Origin of the sequence: Actinomadura sp. NBRC 104425, from assembly GCF_030269545.1 — a bacterium.
GTDB lineage: Bacteria > Actinomycetota > Actinomycetes > Streptosporangiales > Streptosporangiaceae > Spirillospora > Spirillospora keratinilytica.
Genome location: NZ_BSTN01000007.1, coordinates 140,174 through 164,295 on the forward strand (window position 1 = coordinate 140,174; position 24,122 = coordinate 164,295).

Genomic DNA, 24,122 nt, shown 5'->3' on the forward strand with positions numbered 1-24,122 from the left:
GTCAGATCACACTACGCACGATCAGCGACAGGGCGGACAGGCCCACGACGACTGTGACGGCGTAGCGCATGCGCCCGTCGTCCAGGTAGCGGCGCAGCGGACCCGCCACGGCGAACCCGGTGAGCACGAACGGGGTCAGCGCCAGCCCGGCGACGACCTGCTCCTGCGGCAGCTGCCCCGCGGCGGCCAGGGTGGCCAGGGACAGGAGGGCTCCGACGGTGAAGAAGACGGACAGGGTGGCGCGCACCCGCGGGCCGTCCTCGCGCTGGTAGAGCAGCGCGATCGGGGGTCCGCCGATGGCCGAGGCGGTGCCGGTGGCGCCCGCCAGCAGTCCGGCGGTGGTGAGGGTGGCCGGGTTGCGGGGGACGGCCCCCGACCAGGCGGACGCGGCGAGCGCGGCCAGCACCACCGCGCCGATCAGCGCGCCGAGCGCGTCGACGGGCACGACCGCCACCACCCACACGCCGAGCGGGGTCCCGGCCAGCCGCCCGCCGAACGCCCACCCCAGGCCCCGCAGGTCGGCGTGGCGCATCTCCCGGACCAGCGTCGCCACCGGCAGCACGACCGCGGCGACCAGGATCGCGCCGGGCATCATCGAGGGGAACAGCAGCGTCACGACGGGAGTGGCGACCAGTCCCACGCCGAGTCCGACGCTGCTTTGCACGATCGCGCCGAGCAGCGCGGCGAGCCCGCCGACCAGCAGGAAGTCAAGATCAGGCATGATGCCTGGAACGTTACATCCCGACACTGTCGGTGGGATTTCGCGGGCGCGGGCGAAACGGGACGGGCCGTCCCCTCGGCGACCGGGGGGACGGCCCGTCAGCGCGTGGCTAGCCGCGGCGCCGCTGTGGCGTCGGCCTGGACCTGACGACGGCAAGCACAGGCTCGGCCGCCGCCTGCCGCCGGCGCCTGACCTCGGCGCCCTCGCCGGCCCTACTTGCGCAGCAGGTTCCGCAGCACGTACTGCATGATGCCGCCGTTGCGGTAGTAGTCGGCCTCGCCCGGGGTGTCGAGGCGGACGATGGCGGTGAACTCCTTGCCGTCGGCCTTCACCGTGACCTCGCGCGGGGTCTCGCCCTCGTTGAGCTTCTCGATCCCGACGATGTCGAACGTCTCGGTGCCGGTCAGGCCGAGCGAGGCGGCCGACTCGCCCTCCTTGAACTGCAGCGGCAGCACGCCCATGCCGATGAGGTTGGAGCGGTGGATGCGCTCGTAGGACTCGGCGATGACGGCGCGCACGCCCAGCAGCGCGGTGCCCTTGGCGGCCCAGTCGCGGGACGAGCCCGAGCCGTACTCCTTGCCCGCGATGACCACGAGCGGGATGTTGCGGGCGGCGTAGTTCTGCGCGGCGTCGTAGATGAACGCCTGCGGCGCGCCCTCCTGGGTGAAGTCGCGGGTGTAGCCGCCCTCCACGCCGTCCAGCAGCTGGTTGCGCAGCCGGATGTTGGCGAACGTGCCGCGGATCATCACCTCGTGGTTGCCGCGCCGCGAGCCGTAGGAGTTGAAGTCGCGGACCTCGACCCCGTTGTCCTGCAGGTACTTGGCGGCGGGGGTGCCGACCTTGATCGCCCCGGCCGGGGAGATGTGGTCGGTGGTGACCGAGTCGCCGAGCTTGACCAGCACGCGGGCGCCGTGGATGTCGGCGACCGGGTCGGGCTCCAGGCCCATGCCCTCGAAGTAGGGGGCCTTGCGCACGTAGGTGGAGTCCGGGTCCCACTCGAAGGTGTCGCCGGTGGGGATGGGCAGCGCGCGCCACCGGTCGTCGCCCTTGAAGACGTCGGCGTAGTCGCGCAGGAACATCTCCTGGCCGATGGAGCCCTCGACGATCTCCTTGATCTCCTCCATCGACGGCCAGATGTCGCGCAGGTAGACCGGGCCGTCGGCGCCGTCGGCGATCGGGTCGTTGAGGATGTCGATGTCCATTGTGCCCGCGAGCGCGTAGGCGACCACCAGCGGCGGCGAGGCCAGGTAGTTCATCTTCACGTCGGGGTTGATGCGGCCCTCGAAGTTGCGGTTGCCCGACAGCACCGACACCACGGCCAGGTCGTCGTCGTTGACCGCCTTGGAGATCTCCTCCTGCAGCGGGCCGGAGTTGCCGATGCAGGTGGTGCAGCCGTACCCGACCAGGTTGTAGCCGATCTTGTCCAGGTACGGGGCGAGGCCCGAGCGCTCCAGGTAGCCGGTGACCACCTGCGAGCCGGGGGCCAGCGAGGTCTTCACCCACGGCTTGCGGGTCAGGCCCTTCTCCACCGCCTTCTTGGCCAGCAGGCCCGCGCCGACCATGACGTACGGGTTGGAGGTGTTGGTGCAGGAGGTGATGGCGGCGATGACGACGGCGCCGTGGTCGAGCTCGAACGCGGTGCCGTCGGCCAGGGTGACCGGCACCGGGTTGTGCGGGCGCGGCGCGCCGTCCTCGCCATGCGGGCGCGGCTTGTCGCCGTTGGCGTCGTGGGAGATCGCCGGGGAGTCGGACGCGGGGAACGACTCGGCGGACGCCTCGTCGGCCGGGCCCTGAATGCTGTCGTCGGAGACGTAGTTGCGCACGTCGCGCCGCCAGGTCTGCTTGGCCTCGGCGAGGGAGATGCGGTCCTGCGGGCGCTTGGGGCCGGCGATGGACGGCACGACCGTGCCGAGGTCGAGCTCCAGGTGCTCGGAGAAGTCGGGCTGGGCGGCCGGGTCCAGCCACAGGCCCTGCTCCTTGGCGTACGCCTCGACCAGCGCGATCTGCTCCTCGGAGCGGCCGGTCAGCCGCAGGTAGTCCAGGGTCTGCCCGTCGATCGGGAAGATGGCGCAGGTGGAGCCGAACTCGGGGCTCATGTTGCCGATGGTGGCGCGGTCGGCGACCGGCAGGGCGGCCACGCCCTCGCCGTAGAACTCGACGAACTTGCCGACGACGCCGTGCCGGCGCAGCATCTCGGTGATGGTGAGCACCAGGTCGGTGGCGGTGGTACCGGCGGGCAGCTGGCCGGTCAGCTTGAAGCCGACCACCCGCGGGATCAGCATGGAGATCGGCTGGCCGAGCATGGCGGCCTCGGCCTCGATGCCGCCGACGCCCCAGCCGAGCACGCCGATGCCGTTCTCCATGGTGGTGTGCGAGTCGGTGCCGACGCAGGTGTCGGGGTAGGCGACGCCGTCGCGGTCGAACACCACGCGGGCCAGGTGCTCGATGTTGACCTGGTGGACGATGCCGGTGCCCGGCGGGACCACCCGGAACTCGTCGAACGCGGTCTGCCCCCAGCGCAGGAACTGGTACCGCTCGCGGTTGCGCTCGTACTCGCGCTCGACGTTGCGCTGGAACGCGTCCGGCGAGCCGAAGTAGTCGACGATGACGGAGTGGTCGATCACCATCTCGGCCGGGGCCAGCGGGTTGATCCGGGACGGGTCGCCGCCCAGGTCGCGCACGGCCTCGCGCATGGTGGCCAGGTCGACCACGCAGGGCACGCCGGTGAAGTCCTGCATGATCACGCGGGCCGGGGTGAACTGGATCTCCCGGCTGGGCTGCGCGGCCGGGTCCCAGTCGGCCAGCGCGCGGATGTGCTCGGCGGTGACGTTGGCGCCGTCCTCGGTGCGCAGCAGGTTTTCCAGCAGCACCTTCAGGCTGTACGGGAGCCGGGCCGAGCCCTCGACGGCGTCCAGCCGGTAGATCTCATACGACTTGTCGCCAACCCGCAGCGTGCTGCGGCTGCCGAAGCTGTTCGCGGACACGGACTCCTCCTCCGTCACCGCCGCGCGTCCGGTCCGGGACGCGACTGCGCGGCGTCGTCGATCCTGTTCAATCGTTCCTGCGGGCTCCCGGCCGCCGGGGACGCATGCCGGTCCGGTCGACGGACGGACAGGGTCCCCGGTGCACGGTCCGGGGCGGCGGGGCGCACGGTCCCTTTCGGAAATCCTGCCCTAGGAGCGGATCCGGCCGGGACTCAGGGCCGCCTAAGTTCCGCGGCTTTTTCTCTCGACGTCAAGCCATCTCCTAATTTATCTCGACATCGAGCTACTTGCATCTCGCCGCGGAATCCGATGCCGGGAACCCGGTGGCCACTTCGTACGTCTTCGATATATCGTTGTCGTATCGCGAGAGATCAACGAACGATCTCGGAAGGCGGTGGAGAACATGCGAGCGAGCTTCGAGTCCGAGTGGCCGTGGGCGGTGTCCGCGGTGGCCAAGCTCCGCGGCACGGCGGCCCGCGCGGCCGCCCACGCCGCATCGCACGCGGCCGCGCACGCCGCGGCGCACGGCCGGGGCCCCGACTGGGGGGCGTCGATGCGCGGCGAGTTCCCGGGCTTCGGCGGGTTCTTCGGCCCCTGGGGCGGCCCGTGGGGGCGCGGCGCGCCGTGGGGCAAGAGCAAGGCGCGCAAGGGCAACGTGCGCGCGGCGATCCTGGCGCTGCTGGCCGAGGAGCCGCGCAACGGCTACCAGATCATCCAGGAGATCGGCGAGCGCAGCGGCGGCGCGTGGCGGCCCAGCCCCGGCGCCGTGTACCCGGCGCTGCAGCAGCTGGTCGACGAGGGCCTGGTCCGCGCCGAGGAGGGGGCGGGCCGCCGCCTCCACCACCTCACCGACGAGGGCCGCGCCTACGTCGACGCGCACGCCGACGAGCTGCGCGAGCCGTGGGCGGCGATGACGCCCGACTTCGGCGAGGGCGTCCCGGAGATGTTCAAGCAGGCCGCGCAGACCGGGGCGGCGCTGATGCAGATCGTGCACTCGGGGTCGCCCGACCAGGTCGCCCGGGCCCGCGACGTGCTGGCCCGGACCCGCCGCGACCTGTACCGGATCCTGGCCGAGGACGGCGAGGACGTGCCCGACGACGACCGTGAGGAGTGAGGCTTCCGTGCCCCGTCCCGTGCCTTCTGCCGACATCGACCGGCTGCGCATCGGCGACACCGAACGCGACGCGGTGGCCGTGGCCCTGCACGACCACTTCGCGGCCGGGCGGCTGACCCGCGAGGAGCTCGACGAACGGCTGGACGCGGTCCTGGCCGCCAAGACGCGCGCCGACCTCGCCGCCGTCGTCCACGACCTGCCCGAGCCCAACGGCCTGCCCGACCCGCCCGCACCGCGCCCGGGACTCGCTCCCGCGTGGGGGCCGGGCTGGGGCCAGGGCTGGGGGCCGGCCTGGGCGGCGCATCCGATGTGGGCGGCGCATCCGGCGCTCGCACACCACCGCCGCCTGAGGCACGGACACCGGCATCCGTTTCACGGACACCGGCATCACCCGGCGCACGGACACCGGCCCCACTTCGCCTTCCCGCTGCTGCTGGCCGTCTTCCTGGTGACGACGTTCACCGCGGGCGTGCAAGCGGGCCTGCTGGCGGTGCTGCAACTGGCCCTGCTGGTGTGGGTGGTCCGCGCCGTCGTCCTCACCGTGCGGTGGCGCCGCACCCGACGCACCGGCGAGAACCCCTGACCACGACGGGCCGCACGGGGGCGCCGGGCAGTTCGGCCACGTCGGCGGGACCAGCGATGCCGCGGTCGGGGCGGCCGTCCACGACCGCGGCATCCCGCATAGAACGTCCCGCGCGCCCGGTCAGGGGCGCAGGGCGGCGGCCTTGGCGGCGAGCTCCTGGACGCGGTCCCAGTCGCCGGCGCGGACGGCGTCGGCCGGGGTGATCCACGTGCCGCCGACGCAGCCGACGTTGGGCAGCGCCAGGTAGCGCGGCGCGTTGTCGGCGGTGACGCCGCCCGTCGGGCAGAACCGCACCTGCGGCAGCGGCCCGCCGAGCGCCTTGAGGTAGGCGGCGCCGCCCGCGGCCTCGGCCGGGAAGAACTTCATCGCGGTGATGCCGTGCTCCAGCAGCGCCATCGCCTCCGAGGCGCTGGACACGCCGGGCAGCACCGCCAGCCCGGTCGCGGTCATCGCCTCGCGCAGCCGGTCGGTGCAGCCGGGGCTGACCAGAAAGCCCGCCCCCGCCTCGGCGGCGCGCGCGGCGTCCTCGGGCCGCACGACCGTGCCCGCGCCGACGACGGCGTCCGGCACCTCGGCGGCGATGCGCTCGATCGCGGCGAGCGCGGCGGCGGTGCGCAGCGTCACCTCGATGGCCGGCAGTCCGCCCGCGACCAGCGCCCGCGCCAGCGGGACGGCGGCGTCGGGGTCGTCCAGCACCACCACCGGCACGACGGGGGCCAGGTCGAACAGTTCCTCGGTTCTCATGCGTTCTCCAGGGTAGGGGCGGCCGCGCCGCGGACCGGGTGCGTCCGGGCCAGGTGGGCGGCGGCACCGAGCAGGGCCGGATAGGGGTGGACGACCAGCGCGGTGGGGATCGCGCGCAGATAGTCCTCGACCAGAGGCTTGGCCTCGAAGCGGGCGCGGAAGTCGCCGGCCTCCAACGCGTCGGCGATCCGGGGCAGGATGCCACCGCCCAGGTAGACGCCGCCGCGCGCGCCCAGCGTGAGCGCCGCGTTCCCGGCGAACGACCCGAGCAGCGCGCAGAACACGGCCACCGCGTCCGCGCACAGCGGGTCGTCGCGCCCGGCGACGATCTGCGCGGCGGTCAGCGGTTCGGCGGGCGTGCCGCGCACCGTGCCCAGCAGCCGGTGCAGGCGGGCCAGGCCGTCGCCGGACAGCAGCATCTCGGCGCTCGCGGCGCCGCATTCGGCGCGCAGCAGCCGCACCACCTCGACCTCCTCGTCGGTGGCGGCGGGCGCGTCGACGTGCCCGCCCTCCCCCGGCGTGGGAATCCACCCGCCGCCCGGCACCGGGACGAGCCCGGCCACGCCCATGCCCGTGCCGGGGCCGAGCACCGCCAGCGGGGCGGTGCCGTCCGGCGCGGGCGCCGCGCCGCCGACGGGGCGCAGGTCGTCCGGGCCGAGCAGGGGCAGCGACGCCGCCAGCGCGGCGAAGTCGTTGACGACCTCGACCGCGGCCAGCCCGAGGCGGTCGCGGACGTCCGCGACCTCGCCCGGGCGCCAGTCGGCGTTGGTCAGGTGGTAGCGGCCGCCGCCGACGGGACCGGCCACCGCCAGGCACGCGGCGGCGGGCCGGGCGGTCTCCTCCGCCAGATAGGCGGCCGCGGCCTCGCCCAGCCCGGTGAAGTCGCGGGTCGGCAGGACGCGCACCCGCTCCGGCGCGGCGCCCGGGGCCTCGACCAGCGCGAACCGGGCGTTGGTGCCGCCGACGTCGCCGACCAGCCACGGGCCGGCCGCCTCCGCCCGCACGGTCACACGACCACCCCGGCGCCGCGCTCGGCCGGGCCGACGGCCAGGCGGAAGACGTCGAACAGCTCGCGGCCGGTGCCGGTCCACTCGCCCTGGGCGGGCGCGCCGCCGTGCGGCTCCCGCGCGGCGAGCTCCTCGTCAGACAGCAGCACCTCCAGCAGGCCCTTGTCGGCGTCGAGGCGGACGATGTCGCCGTCGCGCAGCCGGGCCAGCGGGCCGTCCGCCGCCGCCTCGGGGGACACATGGATCGCGGCGGGCACCGTCCCGGACGCTCCCGACATGCGGCCGTCGGTGACGAGCGCGACGCGGTGGCCGCGGTCCTGCAGCACCGACAGCGGCGGGGTGAGGCGGTGCAGCTCGGGCATGCCGTTGGCGCGCGGCCCCTGGTGGCGGACGACCACGACGACGTCGCGGTCCAGCTCCCCGGCGGAGAACGCGCGGTGCAGCTCCTCCTGCGAGCCGAACACCCGCGCGGGCGCCTCGATCGCGCGGTGCTCGGGCCGCACCGCCGAAACCTTGATGACCGCGCGGCCCAGGTTGCCGCGGACGGTGCGCAGCCCGCCCTGCGGGTCGAACGGCTCGTCCACCGGGCGCAGGACATCGGTGTCGCCGGAGGTGCGCGGACCGGGCTCCCAGGTCAGGCCGTCGGGCGTCAGCCTGGGCGCCTGCCGGTAGGCGGCCAGGGTGCCGCCGCCGACGGTGCGGGCGTCCTCGTGCAGGAGCCCGGCGTCCAGCAGCTCGCCGATGAGGAAGGCGGTGCCGCCCGCGGCGTGGAAGTGGTTCACGTCGGCGGTGCCGTTGGGGTACAGGCGAGTGAGCAGCGGCGTGACGGCCGACAGCTCGTCGAAGTCGTCCCAGGTCAGCTCGATGCCGGCGGCCGCGGCCATCGCCACCAGGTGCAGCGTGTGGTTGGTGGACCCGCCGGTGGCCAGCAGCGCCACGACGCCGTTGACGAACGCGCGCTCGTCCAGCATCTCCCCGATCGGCAGGTAGGCGTCGTCGCCCTTCAGCGCGGTCAGCTCCAGGACGCGGCGGGCGGCGGCGTCGGTGAGGGCGTCGCGCAGCTCGGTGCCGGGCGGGACGAAGCTCGCCCCCGGAAGATGCAGGCCCATCGCCTCCATGAGCAGCTGGTTGGAGTTGGCCGTGCCGTAGAAGGTGCAGGTGCCGGGCGCGTGGTAGGAGCCGGCCTCGGCCTCCAGCAGCTCGTCGCGGCCGATCTCGCCCGCCGCGTACCGCTTGCGCACCTTGGCCTTCTCGGCGTTGGGCAGCCCGGACGGCATCGGCCCGGCCGGGACGAGGATCACCGGCAGGTGCCCGAACGACAGCGCCCCGATGACCAGCCCGGGGACGATCTTGTCGCAGACGCCGAGCAGCAGCGCCCCGTCGAACATGTCGTGCGACAGCGCGACCGCGGTGGCCATGGCGACCACGTCGCGGCTGAACAGCGACAGCTCCATCCCGGCGCGGCCCTGGGTGATGCCGTCGCACATGGCGGGCACGCCGCCGGCGAACTGGGCGGTGCCGCCCGCCGCGGCGACGGCGGCCTTGATCCGGTCGGGGTAGTCCTTGAGCGGCTGGTGCGCCGACAGCATGTCGTTGTAGGCCGACACGATCGCGATGTTGGGGGTCTCCTCGCCGCGCAGCCGCAGCTTCTCCAGCGGGCCGCAGGCGGCGAACCCGTGCGCCAGGTTCGCGCAGCCGAGCGCGGCGCGGGCCGGGCCGGCGGCCTTGGCCTCGGCGATGCGGCGCAGGTATGCGGCGCGGCGTCCGGCGCTGCGTTCGGCGACACGCCGGGTGACGCGCGCCACGACGGGATGCGGCGTGGTGCTCATAGAACGCTCCAGAACCGGGGGGACGAACGCTCCGCAACCTATCGCGGTAACGAAAACTCAGACAACAGACTTAGGCATCTAAGATGACAAAACTCCAAAGGTTCCGCCATGTGGACATCCACAAGACGCCCATGCTTCACTGACAGGATGCGCAGAAGCCCGTCCACCAGCGGCGAGGTGCTCCGGCTCGTCCGGGAGGAGGGCGTGTCCACGCGCGCCGAACTGGGGAGGCTCACCGGCCTGTCCCGTCCCGCCGTGGCGGCGCGGGTCAACGAGCTGATCGCGCACGGGCTGCTGGTCGAGCGGGCCGACAGCGCGTCCACCGGCGGGCGCCCGCCGGCGCGGCTGGAGTTCAACGCCGCGGGCGGGGCCGTGCTGGTCGCCAACCTCGGCCGGTCCCGCGGCCAGGCGGCCGTGTGCGACCTGGCCGGCACGCTGCTCGTGCAGGCCGACGTGGACCTGCCCGCCGACCTGTCCCCCGGCGCGGTGCTGCCCCGCCTGCTGGACCGCTGGAGCGAACTGCTGGCCAAGGCGGACCAGTCGCCCGCGACGGTGCGCGGCGCGGGCCTGGCCGTCCCCGACCCGGTCGGCCTGACCCCCGAGGCGTGGGACGGCGTCGAGGTCGGCCCGCTGGTCGCCGAGCGGTTCGACGTGCCCGTCCTGCTCGACAACGACGTCAACGCCGCCGCGCTCGGCGAGCACCGCACCCGCTACGCCGACCTGGCCGACCTGCTGTTCGTCAAGATCTCCACCGGCATCGGCGGCGGGCTGATCATGGGCGGCCGGATCCAGCGCGGCGCGCTCGGCGCGGCCGGGGAGATCGGGCACGTGCCCGTCCCGGGCGCCGAGGAGGCCCCCTGCCGCTGCGGCAACCTGGGCTGCCTGGAGGCCGTCGCGAGCGGCGCGGCCCTGCTGGCCCGCTCCGGCGCCCGCGACCTGGCCGAGCTGTCCGAACGCGCCCGCGCGGGCGACCCCGCCGTCGTCGGCCTGGTCCGCGACGCGGGCCGCCGGCTCGGCGAGGTGATCGCCACCGCGGTCAACCTGCTCAACCCGGCCGTGGTCGTCCTCGGCGGCGACCTGACGGGCGCCTACGAGCCGCTGATCGCGGGCGTCCGCGAGGTCGTCTACCGGCGCGCTACGGCCCTGGCCACCGGCCGGCTGCGCATCGAGCCCAGCCGCCTGGGCGACACCGCGGGCCTGATCGGCTGCGCCGTCATGACCCTCGACCACCTCCTCGCCCCCGCGACCGTCGACGCCGCCCTCACCGCCGCCCGTTCCTGACCGCCGGGAAAGGCGAGGAACATGCCCCCTTGCGGCGGCATGTCCCCCGTGTTCCCCGCGAGTCGTTCAGCGGCGGCAGCCCCGCCGGAATCCGTAGTCGTACCCGCTGGCCCAGCCGCGCGTGTAGCAGTCGCGGGTGAACCTGTAATAACGCCTGTGCCGCATCCGGCAGTCCCTGCGGCCGTCCCGGTAACCCTGCCGGAAGCCGTCCCGATAGCCCTGCTGGTAGCGGGCGTGGTCGCGTCCGCGTCGACACTGCTGGGCATGGGTCGCCGTCGCCGCCGTCCCCTTGCCGACCGACGCCGTTTTCGCGCACGCGGCGGCGGCCGGGCCTTGGGACACCGCCCCGGGCCCGGCCACCAGGGCCGTGAAGAGCACCGGTGTGAGCACCATCAGTCTTCGCTTGCCGGACATGGTCCGCCCCCCTTCGAAAGGCGAGTCCTGATCGCGAACACCGCGTTAATTCCCCCAAACCGGGACGGATGCCGACATATGCCATCAAAATCCGGCAAAACCCCAACTTCATGGCGCGGCGACCACGCTCACCACCCGCAAGCTCGCGAGTATCCCCCGACGAATCCCCTTATCCAGCCGCGCGTGTAGCAGTCGGGGGAACGCCGGTAGAACGGCTGGTACCGGTCCCCGCAATCACGGCGCCCCTCTCGGTATCCCTGCCGGAAACCGTCCCGGAATCCCAGCCGATAGCCCCACCCACACGGCTGGACATGGGTCGCCGAGCCCTTGCCGGCCGATGTCACGCAGGCGGCGGCCGACTCCTGCGACACGGCCGCGGGCCCGGCGGCCAGAGCGGCGAAGAGCACCGGCGTGAACGCCATCAGACGTCGCTTTCCGAACACGGTCCGCACCCCTTCGAAGGTGAGATCCGTCGGAACACCAATGAATCTCCCACCAGAAAGCGGGATATATGCGGACAAACACCTCCAATCTGCCAAAACTTTCCTTCACAGCGGCGTCAAATGGCCGGAAGGACGGTCAACTCTCAGACCGCCGCTCCCCATCCCCGGTTCGCGACCGGACCTCGAGCACGTCGAAACGTACTACTGATCAGGAATCGGCAGCATATGGGCACGCCGCTCATCGTCACTCAGGGATCGGAAGACGCGTGTACGTGCGGCCGCTTTGAGCGCGTCGAGATCGATTTCGGCCTTCCAGACGCGGGCCGTGCCGTCGAAGGAGCCGGTGATGACGTACCGGCTGTCAGGCGTCCATGCGGCACTGGTCACCCGGTCACGGTGAACGCCGATGATCCCGACTTCGGTGCCCCTCCGGGCATCCCAGACTCGGACGGTCCGGTCGTAGGACGCGGTCGCTATCAGCGTCCCGTCGGGAGACCAGGCCACGGCGTGCACCCGGGCTTCGTGGCCCACGAGCACGGCGACCTGATCACCACTCGCCACAGACCAGATGCGAGCGGTCCGATCGGCCGAGCACGTGACCACGAAGCGCTCGTCCGGTGACCAGGCCACGTCGTCCACCCAGTTCTCGTGGCCCCGCAACACGGTGAGCTGTCGCGCGGCCCTCGTATCCCAGATGCGGGCGGTACGGTCATCGGAGGTGGACGCCAACAGGGATCCGCCCGGCGACCAGGCCACTCCTGTCACCCAATCCCGATGTCCGGTGAGTTCGCCCAGGAGCGAGCCGTCGACATGGCTCCACAGGCGGATTCGCCGGTCGCGCCCCGCGGTGGCGAGCCGGCCTCCGGCGAAGGCGATCGCCTCCGGAACGGTGTCCGCATGGTCGGCCGACCACAGCATTCGCGCGGGGGCGCCCTGCCGGACCTCCCAGGCGGTCATCGTCTTGTCGGCCGAGCAGGTGAACAGAACGGCCCCAGCCGACGCGATGCCGTGGACGGCGTCCCGGTGTGGGCTGAGCACTGTCGTCTGCCGTTCGGACTCCCGGTCCCAGAACCGGACGCTTCCGTCATCCGAGCAGGTGACGATCTGATGCCCCGCGCCGCTCCAGTGGACGGCGCCTCGCAGGGGTCCTCGATGACCGGTCAGCAGCGTCTCCTCGACCCCGCGCGGCGTCAAATCCCATATCCGCGCCGTCCGGTCTCCCGAGGCGGTGGCCAGCCGACTGCCGTCCGGTGACCAGCACACCCCCCACACGTCGCCGTCATGTCCCCGGAGGGCGGCGATCTCCTGGGCGGAATAGGGATCCCATATCCGCGCCGTACGGTCGGCGCCGCAGGAGGCGAGCCGGGTGCCGTCCGGTGACCACGCAACGTTCCACACGCGCTCCTCATGAGCCCTGATCAGCATGTCCTGCCGCCCGGTGGCCGCATGCCAGAGCCGGACCGTCTGGTCGCCGGACGCCGCGGCCACGTGCTCGCCGTCGGGATGCCAGGCGACGCCTTCGACGAAGTCCTCTGGACCTTGGAGCATCGCGCACTGCTCGCCTGTCTCGACGTCCCAGACACGGACGGCGCGTTCGTGCGATCCGCTGGCCAGCCGAGCACCGTCGGGAGACCACGCCAGGCCGAGGATGTTGTCCGTATGGCCATGCAGCTCGCGGGTGAGATGCGCCGTGGCGGCGTCGTAGACCCGCACGGTGAGGTCCCGGGATCCGGTGGCGATCCAGCGGCCGTCCGGCGACCAGGCGACGCAGCGGACGACGTCGGTCGCCTCGCTCAGACTCGCACGCCGTTGTCCGGTGGCCGCGTCCCAGATCCCGACCGTGCGGTCGCGTGAGGCGGTGGCCACCTTCGAGGAATCCGGAGACCAGGCCACCATCTCCACCATGTCGGTGTGTCCGTCGATGACGGTGATGGTGCCGCCGGTCACCGCGTCCCAGATTCTGGCTGTGCCGTCCCGCGACGCCGTGGCGATGCGGGAACCGTCGGGGGACCAGGCAAGGTTGCGCACCGCGTCGATGTGTCCCTCCAGAACATCGGAGAGATGGTTGAAGGCCAGCGCGGTCATGAGAGCACGCTTCGCGGCCTGCGTGGGCGGGCAGTCCGACAGGGCCTCCAGCGACAACATGGTCGACAGTTCGGGATACCGCTCGGCGTTGGTGAGCACGTGTTGGGCGATCCCTTCGGAGACCCTGCGCAGAAACGCCAGATCACGCCGCTGGGACGCCTCGATCAGCGCGCGGACCTCACCGGATGCCTGCCCGGCTTCCTCCAGGCCGGCGAACCACTGCCGAGCGAGCGTCAGCCGCTCCCCGGTGAGCAGGTAGTCGGCGCTGCGCCCGGAGTGCTCCCAGTCGGCCGCCCAGCGTTCGAGTTCACCCCGTCGACGAAGCTGTTCGGCGCGGGTCTCGACTTCTTGCCGCAGCGGCGGCCATTGCCGGAAGAGCGCCTCGTGCGCGACCTGGGCATAAGGCCGCCCGTTGCCTGCGTCGGTGACGAGCAGTCGCGCGTCGACGAAGGCGTCCACCACCGCGCGTTCGTCCGCGGACAGGTCGTCCAACGCCACTCGCCGGCGCGTGACGTCCTGCCCCTCGATGGTGACGAACTTGAGCAGCACCGACAGGATCGCGTCGATCCCCTGCTCACCGCGCAGCTCGACCACCACGTAGTCGGCTTGGCGCGCCAGCGCTCCCGCCACGCCCCCCAGAGCCCGGTAGGCGTCCTCGGTGATGAGCGCATTCGGCCCCACGGAGAAGTAGAGCTCCTGCAGCAGGTAGGCCAGCAGCGGCAGCGCGTCGCTCGTTCCCGCCTCCTCGATCATCGTTTCGATGAGTCCGGGCGCGAAACGCAACCCCACCAAGGCGGCCGGCTGCTCGATCACCTGGGCCAACTGGGAGCGTCCCAGTGTCCCGATCGCAACCGGGCTCTGGAACAGCTCGGCGTGAGAGGTGTCGAGAAAGTCCCGCAGGAACTCGATGCGCACGGTGGCGAGGACCCAGAGCCGGGCGTCACGCGCCAGTGCCTCCGCGATCGCCGTGAGGAAGAGGTCCCGTTCCCGGTCGCCCGCCAGGGTGAGCAGTTCCTCCAACTGGTCGATCACCAGAAGCATGCGACGGAACCGGTTGCCCTCGCGACGGCGTTCGTTGAGCATATCGGTCAGGCTCGCCGGAGAGCGGCGCAGCCGACGCACGGCCGCCGCGGCGTCCGGTGCGCCCGTGACCGCGGCCAGAGCGCCGATCGGGTCCGATCCGGGGGTCAGCACCGGCAGGATGATCCAACGCCGTTGTCGAAGCCGGGACATGACACCGGCCTGGGCCAACGACGACTTTCCGCTGCCGGAAGCCCCCACCAACACCACGAACCGGTCGGACGAGCGATCGAGGGAGGCGTGCAACCGGCGCGTCAGTTCGGCGATCTGGACGTCCCGCCCGAAGAAGACCGCCGCCTCCCCCTCGGTGAAGGCGTCCAGGCCCGGGTAGGGAGTACGGTCTTGATCCCAGACTCGAGGCGGTGGCGCCGGGCTTTCCAGACGGAAGGCGATGACGTGTCCGACGATCAGAGCCAGGATCAGCACCCCGATGCCCGGAACCGCGGCCTTCTGCAGGATCCGCAGGACAAGTGGCGTGTCGTCGACGTTGGTGGCGTAGTTGGTGACGATGCCCAGCAGGCTCGCAAGCAGGACGAGAAGGACCTGGAGGAGCAGCGCGACCCGCCGACGCCTCATATGGACTTTCCGTGACGTATCACGTGAATCGACAATCTCTTGCGGCGATCGAGGGGATACATTGCGTCTTCAGTCATGATCAGATGAGTTCCTCCGACCCGGCAAGGCAGCGGCCGGAACGGGCCAGTCTGTTGATCACGGTTGGGGGCTATGTGACGTGGTATCCGCGAGTATCAAATACGGAAGGTGACGGAGATGGCAAGGACGACGCAGCTGCGTACGTACACCATCCGAGAGGGACTGCTGGACGAGTGGGCGGCCAAGTGGCGAGAACTGATCGTCCCGCTGCGCCTGGAGTTCGGGTTCGAGATCGGCGGCGCGTGGCTGGACCATGAACGCAGCCAGTTCGTGTGGTCGATCTCCTACGACGGCCCGGAGTCGTTCGAGGAGCGCAACAAGCAGTACTGGGCGTCGCCGAAGCGAGCCGCCATGGGCCTGGACCCTGCCGACTACCTGGTCGCCCGTGACGTGCGAGTTGTAGAACAGTTCTACTGACCAGGCACGTCCACCGAGGTACAGGCACGCCTGACACAGGGGCCCGTGCATGTGCCGCCAGGAGTGGGCTCACGTCACTCGGTCAGCGACACACCTCAAAGATCAAGCTCACCGCGCTTGACCCGCTGCACCAACTCGGCGAACTCCGTACGGCTGATGTTGAGCCGATCACCATCGGGGTTTTTGGAGTCGCGCACCGCGACTCCCTCGACGAGCCGAGCTACTTCGACACAGGCGTCATCGTTCATGCCGCCGCTGTAAGAACTCTTGCGCCACTCCGTCATCGTAAGCCCTCATCTCCGGTCGATCAGGTCTCGGGACTCGCGCTCCGAAAGGGCATAGCCCGCGAAACGTGTCCTCCTGCGCGAACGACCAGGCTCGCACTCGGTTCCAGGCCTCCCACCCTCGACACTGCGACGATGAGCCCAGCCGCTCAGCCGGCCAAGCTCTCGGCCACACGCGCCTGACCACCTCAGCGAACTGCGAGCGACTGAACCCCACACCGAGTCCCAGCCACGGTTCTGGTGTCCTGATGAGGACGCAACCCGTCAGCCTGGCGCCTGACACGAGAGTCGTGCATGTACCGCCACGGCTGGGCTCACGTCACTCGGTCAGCGACACACCTCAAAGATCAAGCTCACCGCGCTTGACCCGCTGCACCAACTCGGCGAACTCCGTACGGCTGATGCCGAGCCGATCACCATCGGGATCCTTGGAGTCGCGCACCCCGACCCCATCACTGAACTCCGCGATCTCGACACAAGCGTCGTCGTTGAGACCACCGCTGTGGGAGCTCTTGCGCCACTCGCTCACTGGTACGTCCTCATCACGTCTTCGATCATGTTGCGGGAATCATCCCTCGAAAGCGCGAGATTCCCGATCTGATCGAAGCGTATCGCGAGGGTGGCGGCCTCGTCACCGCCCTCGATCAGTCGTCCACCGATCTGGGCTCCAGCATGGGCGATCTCCCGCGATGCGATCTTGAACACCTGGAAGGCGCCGTCATGGCCAGGGTGAGGACCAACAGACCTCGGGACGACTCGGATGCTGATCAGGGGCCTTTTCCCGAGCTCCAGGAGATGCTGTAGCTGCTCATGCATCACCTCTCGACCACCAACGAGAGATTCAATGACCTCCTGGTCGATCAGAACCCACAGGTGTGGAGGGTCCTGACGGGACAAGATCTCTTGACGCTTCATCCGCGCCTTACTCTCGGCCTCGATTTCCCGCACACGTCCTGCCGCCCACACGATCGCACGAGCATAGGCAGGGGTCTGCATCAACGGAGGGACCGCCTTACCGTGATAGACCTTGATGATGTCAGCCATCTGCTCATATTGGACGTACTGCTTGAACCAGTCGGGATCATGCCCAGTCCGGGCATACCACAGCAGCCGCTGGAAATGACCCCCGGTGTCCCACGCCTTGTCGAGGCGCACCAGGTATTCCTCGCGCGGCCTCAACCGTCCCGCCTCCCAGTTGGATACGGTACCGCGCGCAACCTTGGCGATCTGACCCACCTGAGCCAGCGAGAGACCTCGCTTGGTGCGGTAAAGCCACAGGTCAAAGGCCAGCCAGGCCCATAGCGACGACTTCGGGTCGATCGACTCTCTGAGACTCATCGCTCACCCAAAGGTGTCTCACTCGTCTTCTAATACAGAGCAAAGTAACGCACCACCGCCGATCCTGACAGCAGTTCACGAGAAAAAGGACGGCGGCAATGAACGATCACGCTACAAAAGATCGCGAATCACAAGATCGCGAAATCAGAATGACCTTGCTCGCCGAGCCGGCCACGGTGGGCCTCGTTCGGGAGATCGTCCGCTACACGCTCGAAAGCTGGCACTATTCACGGCCGGTCATCGAGGACTCCACGCTGGTCATGAGCGAGATCGTCACCAATGCCGTCGCGGCGGCGCCCGCTCACCAGATCCGTATCGGCATCGCGGTGCACGAGGAGTGCCCACTGCTGGAGTGCTGGGACCCGTCACCCGTCCTCCCCAGCCCCTGCGACGCGTCCGAAGACGCCGAGGCTGGACGCGGCCTGATGATCATCCGCGCTTACGCAAAGGAGGCCGGGGGGTTGCGTCCACGGAGGTGGTGTACGAGTTGATGCAGGTCAGAGGGCGTGGCGTCGTGAAATGAGACGGCCACCGCGTGATCCTTCGAGAAGCCGAAAACCAAGATCGAAGGAGAGGACGCGATGGCCGACAACCCCAGTGTGGACCCCGCGGGCTGGTTTGCCGAGCAGATCGGGGCGTGTGAGCCCGATCTGCTGCGATCGATGGTCAAGACGATGGCCGAAGCGCTCATGTCGGCCGAGGCCGACGCGATCTGCGGCGCCGGCTACGGGCAGCGGTCCCAGGAGCGGGTGAACCGCCGCAACGGCTACCGGGAACGGACGTGGGACACCCGCGCCGGCACGGTCGAACTGGCCATTCCCAAGCTGCGCAGCGGGTCGTACTTCCCCGAGTGGCTGCTGGAGCGCCGCCGCCGGGCCGAGCAGGCCCTGATCAGCGTGGTCGCCACCTCGTATCTGCTGGGGGTGTCCACGCGGCGGGTGGACAGGCTGGTGGAGCAGATGGGCATCCAGGGCATTTCGAAAAGCCAGGTGTCGGAGATGTCGAAGGTGCTGGACGCCCAAGTGGCCGCGTTCCGCAACCGGCCCCTGGAAGGTGGGCCGTATGCGTTCGTGTGGCCGGCGCCCTCACCCAGAAGGTGCGTGAGGGCGGCCGCACCGTGAACGTGCACGTGCTGGTGGCCACCGGTGTCAACGCCGACGGGCACCGCGAGATCCTGGGGGTCGAGGTGGCCTCGGCCGAGGACGGCGCCGGATGGCTCGCGTTCCTGCGCGGGCTGGTCGCCCGCGGCCTGTCGGGGGTGCAGCTGGTGATCTCCGACGCCCACGCCGGGCTGGTCGAGGCGGTGGGGGCGACGCTGCCGGGGGCGTCCTGGCAGCGGTGCCGCACCCACTACCTGCGCAACCTGCTCACCAAGGTGCCCAGGTCGGCCCAGCCGTGGGTGGCGACGCTGGTGCGCAGCATCTTCGACCAGCCCGCCGCCGAAGAGGTCCACGCCCAGCACGCCCGCGTGGTGGAATCGCTGGAGGCCAAGCACCCCGAGGCGGCGCAGCATCTGGACGAGGCCCGGGATGACCTGTTGGCCTTCACCGGCTTCCCTCGCCAGATCTGGCGGCAGATCTGGTCGAACAACCCGCAGGAGCGGCTGAACAAGGAGATCCGGCGGCGAACCGACGTGGTCGGGATCTTCCCCGACCGCACCGCGGTCCTCCGCCTCGTCGGCGCCGTGCTGATGGAGCAGACCGACGAGTGGACCGAGGGTCGCCGCTACATGGGCCTGGAGTTCCTCGCCAAAGCCAGACTGCGAGTGATTGACGGCGACTGTTCCGGGGACGAGAGCGACCAGCAGGCGATCACTGCTTAACCTGCAGAAACAGGATCACGCGGAGGCCGACTCATACACACTCCCTGTGTCAACCTCAGGCGGCGGTGGAGGTGGCGAGTGCTGCCGCGGCTCCGTGTCTGGTGGGATCGTAGGGTTTGCCGTCGAGCCAGCAGCGCCAGATCACCCGGATCCATGCGCGGGCCAGGATCCGGATGGCATGGGCATGGTCCTTGCCCGCGCTGCGCGCGTCAGCATAGATCTTGGCCGCCCAGGGGCTGGAGCGTCGGCTGTTGTCGGCGAACCAGGTGAGGGCCCGGCGGAATCTCTTGTTGCATGCCCAACCGAACCCCACGGCACGGTGCCGTCCGGAGGCCCTGGTGACGGGGCACATTCCGGCGAGTGCGGCCACCGAGTCGGGTCCAGCATAGGCGGCTCGGCAGTCACCCCATTCGGCCAGGATCTGAGCGGCGTTGATCCGCCCGGATCGGGGCAGTGAGGTGAAGATCTCGCCGTCCGGGTGCTCGGCCAGGCGGGCGGCGACGGACTTGTCGAGGTCCTTCAACGCGGCGTTGACGGCCTTGAGCACGGCGACCAGCGCCAGCACCGCGTCGCGCAGCGCCGGCGCCGGCGTCTCATCCAGCGTCCCCGCCGGTGCGGCTCGCAGCCGTGCCACCAGCTCGGTGGGGGACCGGCGGCCGGAGTAGGAGTGCTTGGCGCAGAACGCGGCCATCCGTGCTTCTCCCAGGCGGGCGGCCGAAACCGCCGTGGGATAGCGGGTGAGGAACTCCAGGCTGATCGGGGACTCCAGGTCGGCGAACAGCGCTTTGGCGCCGGGCCGGTGAGCCTCCAGCAGAGCCGACAACCGGTTGATCGCCGTCACGCGCATTCCCACCAGGTCATCACGGGTGCGCACCACGGTCCGCACCGCCTTGGTCCGGCTGGAGTAGGGCGTGACGACCCGCAGCCGATGCTGCCGCAGCCGCAGGTACTCGGCGATCACCGCGGCGTCCCCTGCGTCGGACTCGGCGCCTGACAGCACCTCTCCCTCACGCCAGGTCTTGATCGCGTTCGGGCTTACCGGCACGACCGCATGCCCTGCCTCCAAAAAGCAGGTCGACCAGGCGGCCGTTGGGCCGCTCGATCGCGACAGGCACCAGTTCGGGGTCACCGTACCTGGCCAGCCGGTGCACCAGTTGGGCGATGCCGTCCGCCGAGTGCCCGACGGAGAACTCCGACACGATCTTCCCGGCCTCGTTCATCACGCATACCGCGTGTTCGGCCGCGGCCCAATCGATCCCGACAAAGAACAACGCCTCGCCCAGCGCAAGCGACAACCCGGCTCCCCTGATGGAAGTGACTTCGACGGCATCGACTCGGCGACGAGGCCGACGTCCGGGTGGTCACCAAGCGGCGCTCTGCGGCGCATCTCCCTGTTGCCGTTCCGCGGCCCCGGACAGGATCGAGGGCGGCAGTGTGTATGTGGCCGTTATCCGGCGACCACTCCAGGCCGTCACCTCGGTCCCCACCGAGTCTCTCTGCCAGGCACCAGCGGCGCCTGGCGACAGCCATGGTGCCCTAGTGACCACTCCGCTGGACGCGACACGCGGGTGCGCTTGTGCACGATCCCGGCGGCGGTCAGGGGGTCGCGCCACAGGCGGGAGCGGTGGAACGAGCCGTTGTCGGCCGGCACGCGGCGCACCGTGGTCCCGGCCGTGGTGAAGAAGTCCTGCGCGCGGGCCCAGAACGCGGCGGCGGTCTTCTTGGTCTCGTCGGGCAGGATCTCGGTGTAGGCCAGGCGGGAGTGGTCGTCGACGGCGTTGTGCAGGTAGCCGTAGCCCAGGTTGGGGCGTCCGCCGGTCGTGCGGGGGCGGTCGGGGTCGCGGTGGGCCGAGCTGTTGCGCCGGCCGTTGGCGCGGCCGTGCACGCGGTGGCCGCCGCCGTCGGGGATGTTGCCGAGTTTCTTGATGTCGACGTGAACCAGGTCGCCGGGCACGGGGTGTTCGTAGCGGCGGATCGGCCGTGCGGTGGCTCGGTCCAGATGGGCCGGGCGGGCCAGGCCGTAGCGGGTCAGCACGCGGTGGACCGTGGACGGGGGCAGGCCGAGCAGGTAGGCGATGCGGGCCGGGCCCCACCGGCGCAGCACCCGTACTTTGATGATCCGCCGTTCGGTGCGGGCCGGGGTGCGCCGTGGGGTGGTGTGCGGGCGGCTGGAGCGGTCGCTCATGCCCGCCTGGCCGTGCTGCCGGTAGCGGGCGGCCCAGCGTTGCGCGGTGCTGACCGAGACCTGGAAGCCTTCGGCGGCCCGCCGCAGCGGCCGACCGTCCTCCACGACGCACTTGGCGAGGCGGAGCCTGCCGGTCTCGGTCAGCGCGCGTCACGGTGGGGCATGAGGGTCTCCTGGAGCCGGTGCAGATGTCGCAATCCACACCGAACCCGGAGACCCTCACTTACTGCAAGATCATTCGAGCGTGTCCGCCGCGTTCGCAACCTCTGTGGTCAGTACACCTAGTCGTCGGGGGCCATCGCCTTGAGGATGCGCTCCAGATCCTCCCTGGTGGCGAACTCGACGACGATCTTTCCCTTGGTGCGGCCCATGTCAACGCGGACTCGGGTCTCGTAGCGCTCGGACAGGCGGTCGGCGATCTCCCTGAGCGCGGGGTCCGCGGGCTGCTTGCGACGGCCCTGGCGTGGCTTGGGAGGTTCGTCGGCCTCCCGGGCTGTGATGATCTCGTCCACGGCGTGGACGGAGAGGCCCTCGGCCACGATGCGCTGTGCGAGGTGCTCCTGGGCCTCGACGCTGTCGAGGCGGAGCAGTGCCCGGGCGTGGCCGGCGGACAGCACCCCTGCGGCAACGCGGCGCTGGACGCCTGGCGGCAGGTTCAGCAGCCGAAGCGTGTTGGTGATGTGCGGCCGGGAACGGCCGATCCGCGCGGCGAGCTCCTCGTGGGTGGCGCCGAAGTCCTCCAGAAGCTGCTTGTAGGCGGCCGCCTCCTCCAGCGGGTTGAGTTGCTGGCGGTGCAGGTTCTCCATTAGGGCGTCGCGGAGCATGTCATCGTCGCTGGTGTCCCGGACGATGGCGGGGATGGTGTCCACGCCCGCCTTCCTGGAGGCCTGCCAGCGGCGCTCGCCCATGACCAGTTCGTAGTCGTGGTCCGGTGAGTCGATCTTGCGGACCACGATGGGCTGCAGCAGCCCCACGATGCTGATCGACGTCGCCAGCTCGTCGAGCGCCTCCTCGTCGAAGTGCCGACGTGGCTGGCGTGGATTCGGCCGGATCGAGTCAAGGGGCAGCTCGGCGAAGTGAGCTCCCGCCACCGGCTGCATGTTCGAGCCGGGTACCGTCCCGTTGGCACCCGCGGAGTCGTCGACGCCCGTGGGAAGCAGGGCGCCCAGCCCTCGGCCCAGTCCTCGACGCTGCTGGCTCACTTGGCGGCTCCCCGATGGGCCATCTCGGAGGCGGCTTCGCTGTAGGCCAGCGCGCCGCTGGATCCGGGATCGTAGGTGATGACGGACTGTCCGTAGCTGGGGGCCTCGGAGACCCGGACGCTACGGGGGATCACGGTGTTGAGGACGATGTCGCCGAAGTGGTTGCGCACGTCCTCGGCCACCTGGGCGGCCAGGCGGGTGCGGGCGTCGTACATGGTCAGCAGGATGGTCGAAACCTTCAGTACCGGGTTGAGGTGGGCCTTGACCAGGTCGACGGTGCGGATCAGCTGACCGAGCCCCTCCAGTGCGTAGTACTCGCACTGGATCGGGATCAGCAACTCGTTCCCGCCGACGAGCGCGTTCACGGTGAGCAGCCCTAGGGAGGGCGGACAGTCGATCAGGACGTAGTCGAACTGCCCCGTGTCGTAGGAGTCCAGTGCCCGACGCAGCCGCGATTCCCGCGCCACCTTGGAGACCAGCTCGATCTCAGCTCCGGCGAGGTTGAGGTTCGCCGGGGCGCAGAACAGGCCGGGGATGTCCGGGGCCGGCACCACGATGTCGGCCAGGGGCATGTCCTCGATCAACACGTTGTAGATCGACGGGACGTCGGCGCGGTGCTCCACGCCCAGCGCGGTCGACGCGTTGCCCTGGGGGTCGAGGTCAACGACGAGCACGCGGGCCCCGTGCATCGCCAGCGAGGCGGCGAGATTGACCGAGGTCGTGGTCTTGCCCACGCCGCCCTTCTGGTTGGCGATGGTGATGATCCGGCACTCGGGTGGTCGGGGCCACTCTTTCTCTCGGCGGCCCGACATGGCCTTCGTCGTTGTTTCACGTGAAACCTTGGCGTCTTTGAGCGCCTCACGCACGACTTCCGACTCCCCCTGAGATGGTCCCTGCGGCTGTTGCACGGAGCCACCGCCGGTCGGCACATAACCGACGCTCTCCGCCGTCCCGGACGTCGTACTGCCCCACATCGCATGCCCGGACGGCGGCTTCGCCCCCGCCTGGGGGGCGGTCTTCCCGGGTTTCCCGCTCACCGACGCCGTGTTTCCCGGCGTCGTGCCCTTGGGTGCCCCGCCTTCCTCGGGCCAGCCCGGGCCGGTCATTCGATTGTCGGGGGATTCGTTGGCGTGGTCCGGCCAGCCCAGTCCTGGTCCCGTGCTCATGAAGACCTCTTCCTCGACCCTTTAGCGCGGCGGGGCACGCGTTCGGCGACCACACGGACAAGCGTTGTCGGCGGATCGACCATACCGCGCCCGACTTGAAGCAGTTCGCTAGTGCGTACGCCGAAGCGCTTCAGGACCGGCCGCGCCTCCTCCAGCTCGGCCGCGGCGCGCTCGCCCTTGAGCGCGAGCAACTCACCTCCGGGCCGCAGCAACGGCAACGCCCAGGTGACCAGGCGTTCCAGTGGGGCGACCGCGCGGGCGGTGGCCACGTCCACGGCGAACTCGCGGGCAACCTCCTCGGCCCGGGCGCGGCGAACCTGGACGTTGCGCAGTTCCAGCATGTCCACGCACTCATTGAGGAAGGTCGTCCGGCGCAGCAGCGGCTCCAGCAGCGTGACCTGCAGATCCGGGCGGACGATCGCCAGCACCACACCGGGCAGTCCGGCACCCGAGCCGATGTCCACGACCTGTGCGCCCTGCGGGATCACCTCCGCCACCACGGCGCAGTTGATCAGGTGGCGTTCCCACAGTCGATCGACCTCGCGCGGACCGATCAGACCACGCACCACGCCCGCGTCGGCAAGAAACTCTGCATACCGTTCCGCGACGGGCAGTGACTCGCCGAAGACTTCTCGTGCCATCCCCACCGTACGAATCGTTCCACATGGGCCCCGGGGTCGCACACATGAAACGAGCCTGTGGATAACTCCGCGGTGTGCCCGCAAGCCCCTGGCCGCAGGGGGTTGCCGCATACTCGGCGTCACGCGGG

The 24,122-nt window shown here is 70.5% G+C and carries 18 protein-coding genes and 3 pseudogenes; 6 read left to right on the top strand and 15 right to left on the bottom strand.

Features of this window, described 5'->3' with window-relative positions; all coding sequences use genetic code 11:
• Nucleotide 1: 1 nt before the first annotated feature.
• Both QSK22_RS13555 and QSK22_RS13560 read right to left on the bottom strand, forming a co-directional pair.
• Nucleotides 2–721, bottom strand: a complete 720-nt coding sequence (locus QSK22_RS13555) for a sulfite exporter TauE/SafE family protein (protein ID WP_285494471.1) — start codon at nucleotides 719–721, stop codon at nucleotides 2–4.
• A gap of 212 nt (nucleotides 722–933) precedes the next feature.
• Nucleotides 934–3,705, bottom strand: coding sequence for an aconitate hydratase (locus tag QSK22_RS13560; RefSeq protein ID WP_285494472.1), 2,772 nt, complete (start codon nucleotides 3,703–3,705; stop codon nucleotides 934–936).
• Nucleotides 3,706–4,108: 403 nt separating this feature from the next.
• On the opposite strand from QSK22_RS13560, the gene QSK22_RS13565 reads away from it, so the two are divergent.
• Together QSK22_RS13565 and QSK22_RS13570 are read left to right on the top strand one after the other, a co-directional pair.
• On the top strand, nucleotides 4,109–4,819 hold the full coding sequence (locus tag QSK22_RS13565; RefSeq protein ID WP_285494473.1) for a PadR family transcriptional regulator: 711 nt from the start codon (nucleotides 4,109–4,111) through the stop codon (nucleotides 4,817–4,819).
• Nucleotides 4,820–4,838: 19 nt separating this feature from the next.
• Nucleotides 4,839–5,402: a DUF1707 SHOCT-like domain-containing protein gene (locus QSK22_RS13570; protein WP_285494474.1), complete on the top strand. Its 564-nt coding sequence runs from the start codon at nucleotides 4,839–4,841 to the stop codon at nucleotides 5,400–5,402.
• A gap of 120 nt (nucleotides 5,403–5,522) precedes the next feature.
• On the opposite strand, the gene eda is transcribed toward QSK22_RS13570, so the two are convergent.
• Genes eda through edd form a run of 3 tightly spaced genes read right to left on the bottom strand, consistent with a single transcriptional unit; the run spans nucleotide 5,523 to nucleotide 8,982 of the window.
• Nucleotides 5,523–6,146: a bifunctional 4-hydroxy-2-oxoglutarate aldolase/2-dehydro-3-deoxy-phosphogluconate aldolase gene (gene eda, locus QSK22_RS13575; protein WP_285494475.1), complete on the bottom strand. Its 624-nt coding sequence runs from the start codon at nucleotides 6,144–6,146 to the stop codon at nucleotides 5,523–5,525.
• Nucleotides 6,143–7,156 (bottom strand): glucokinase, encoded by a 1,014-nt coding sequence (gene glk / locus QSK22_RS13580; RefSeq protein ID WP_285494476.1) that lies wholly within the window; start codon nucleotides 7,154–7,156, stop codon nucleotides 6,143–6,145. The genes eda and glk overlap by 4 nt, the downstream gene beginning before the upstream one ends.
• Nucleotides 7,153–8,982, bottom strand: coding sequence for a phosphogluconate dehydratase (gene edd / locus QSK22_RS13585; protein WP_285494477.1), 1,830 nt, complete (start codon nucleotides 8,980–8,982; stop codon nucleotides 7,153–7,155). Before edd ends, glk begins: the two co-directional genes overlap by 4 nt.
• A gap of 147 nt (nucleotides 8,983–9,129) precedes the next feature.
• On the opposite strand from edd, the gene QSK22_RS13590 reads away from it, so the two are divergent.
• Nucleotides 9,130–10,263: an ROK family transcriptional regulator gene (locus QSK22_RS13590; RefSeq protein WP_285494478.1), complete on the top strand. Its 1,134-nt coding sequence runs from the start codon at nucleotides 9,130–9,132 to the stop codon at nucleotides 10,261–10,263.
• A gap of 66 nt (nucleotides 10,264–10,329) precedes the next feature.
• On the opposite strand, the gene QSK22_RS13595 is transcribed toward QSK22_RS13590, so the two are convergent.
• Entirely contained in the window at nucleotides 10,330–10,677 is a 348-nt protein-coding gene (locus QSK22_RS13595; RefSeq protein WP_285494479.1) for a hypothetical protein, read from the bottom strand.
• A gap of 644 nt (nucleotides 10,678–11,321) precedes the next feature.
• Entirely contained in the window at nucleotides 11,322–14,861 is a 3,540-nt protein-coding gene (locus QSK22_RS13600; RefSeq protein WP_285494480.1) for an NACHT and WD repeat domain-containing protein, read from the bottom strand.
• A 195-nt stretch (nucleotides 14,862–15,056) separates the two neighbouring features.
• Here QSK22_RS13600 and QSK22_RS13605 point away from each other — a divergent pair, with 195 nt between their 5' ends.
• A complete protein-coding gene (locus QSK22_RS13605) occupies nucleotides 15,057–15,356 on the top strand; it encodes an NIPSNAP family protein (protein WP_285494481.1) in 300 nt (99 codons plus the stop codon).
• A gap of 95 nt (nucleotides 15,357–15,451) precedes the next feature.
• Here QSK22_RS13605 and QSK22_RS13610 read toward each other — a convergent pair whose 3' ends face one another.
• The 3 genes from QSK22_RS13610 to QSK22_RS13620 form a co-directional block, all read right to left on the bottom strand.
• Nucleotides 15,452–15,640, bottom strand: coding sequence for a DUF397 domain-containing protein (locus tag QSK22_RS13610; protein WP_285494482.1), 189 nt, complete (start codon nucleotides 15,638–15,640; stop codon nucleotides 15,452–15,454).
• Nucleotides 15,641–15,980: 340 nt separating this feature from the next.
• Nucleotides 15,981–16,169 carry a DUF397 domain-containing protein gene (locus QSK22_RS13615; protein ID WP_285494483.1) on the bottom strand — a complete coding sequence of 63 codons (189 nt, stop codon included), beginning with the start codon at nucleotides 16,167–16,169 and terminating at the stop codon, nucleotides 15,981–15,983.
• Nucleotides 16,166–16,978 carry a helix-turn-helix domain-containing protein gene (locus QSK22_RS13620; protein WP_285494484.1) on the bottom strand — a complete coding sequence of 271 codons (813 nt, stop codon included), beginning with the start codon at nucleotides 16,976–16,978 and terminating at the stop codon, nucleotides 16,166–16,168. Before QSK22_RS13620 ends, QSK22_RS13615 begins: the two co-directional genes overlap by 4 nt.
• 98 nt (nucleotides 16,979–17,076) lie before the next feature.
• On the opposite strand from QSK22_RS13620, the gene QSK22_RS13625 reads away from it, so the two are divergent.
• Nucleotides 17,077–17,469 carry an ATP-binding protein gene (locus QSK22_RS13625; RefSeq protein WP_285494485.1) on the top strand — a complete coding sequence of 131 codons (393 nt, stop codon included), beginning with the start codon at nucleotides 17,077–17,079 and terminating at the stop codon, nucleotides 17,467–17,469.
• Between the two features lie 90 nt (nucleotides 17,470–17,559).
• Nucleotides 17,560–18,800, top strand: a pseudogene (locus QSK22_RS13630) (IS256 family transposase).
• 55 nt (nucleotides 18,801–18,855) lie between these two features.
• Here the strand turns inward: QSK22_RS13630 and QSK22_RS13635 are convergent.
• The 5 genes and pseudogenes from QSK22_RS13635 to rsmG all read right to left on the bottom strand — a co-directional run bounded on the left by QSK22_RS13635 (nucleotide 18,856) and on the right by rsmG (nucleotide 23,994).
• Nucleotides 18,856–20,020 (bottom strand): annotated as a pseudogene (locus QSK22_RS13635) (IS110 family RNA-guided transposase).
• Between the two features lie 332 nt (nucleotides 20,021–20,352).
• A pseudogene (locus QSK22_RS13645) lies at nucleotides 20,353–21,149 on the bottom strand (IS481 family transposase); the annotation flags it as partial.
• 117 nt (nucleotides 21,150–21,266) lie between these two features.
• Nucleotides 21,267–22,187 (bottom strand): ParB/RepB/Spo0J family partition protein, encoded by a 921-nt coding sequence (locus tag QSK22_RS13650; protein ID WP_285494488.1) that lies wholly within the window; start codon nucleotides 22,185–22,187, stop codon nucleotides 21,267–21,269.
• Nucleotides 22,184–22,999, bottom strand: coding sequence for a ParA family protein (locus tag QSK22_RS13655; protein ID WP_285494644.1), 816 nt, complete (start codon nucleotides 22,997–22,999; stop codon nucleotides 22,184–22,186). The genes QSK22_RS13650 and QSK22_RS13655 overlap by 4 nt, the downstream gene beginning before the upstream one ends.
• 350 nt (nucleotides 23,000–23,349) lie before the next feature.
• Complete coding sequence (rsmG, locus tag QSK22_RS13660; RefSeq protein ID WP_285494489.1) at nucleotides 23,350–23,994, bottom strand: 16S rRNA (guanine(527)-N(7))-methyltransferase RsmG; 645 nt, start codon at nucleotides 23,992–23,994, stop codon at nucleotides 23,350–23,352.
• Between the last annotated feature and the right edge of the window lie 128 nt (nucleotides 23,995–24,122).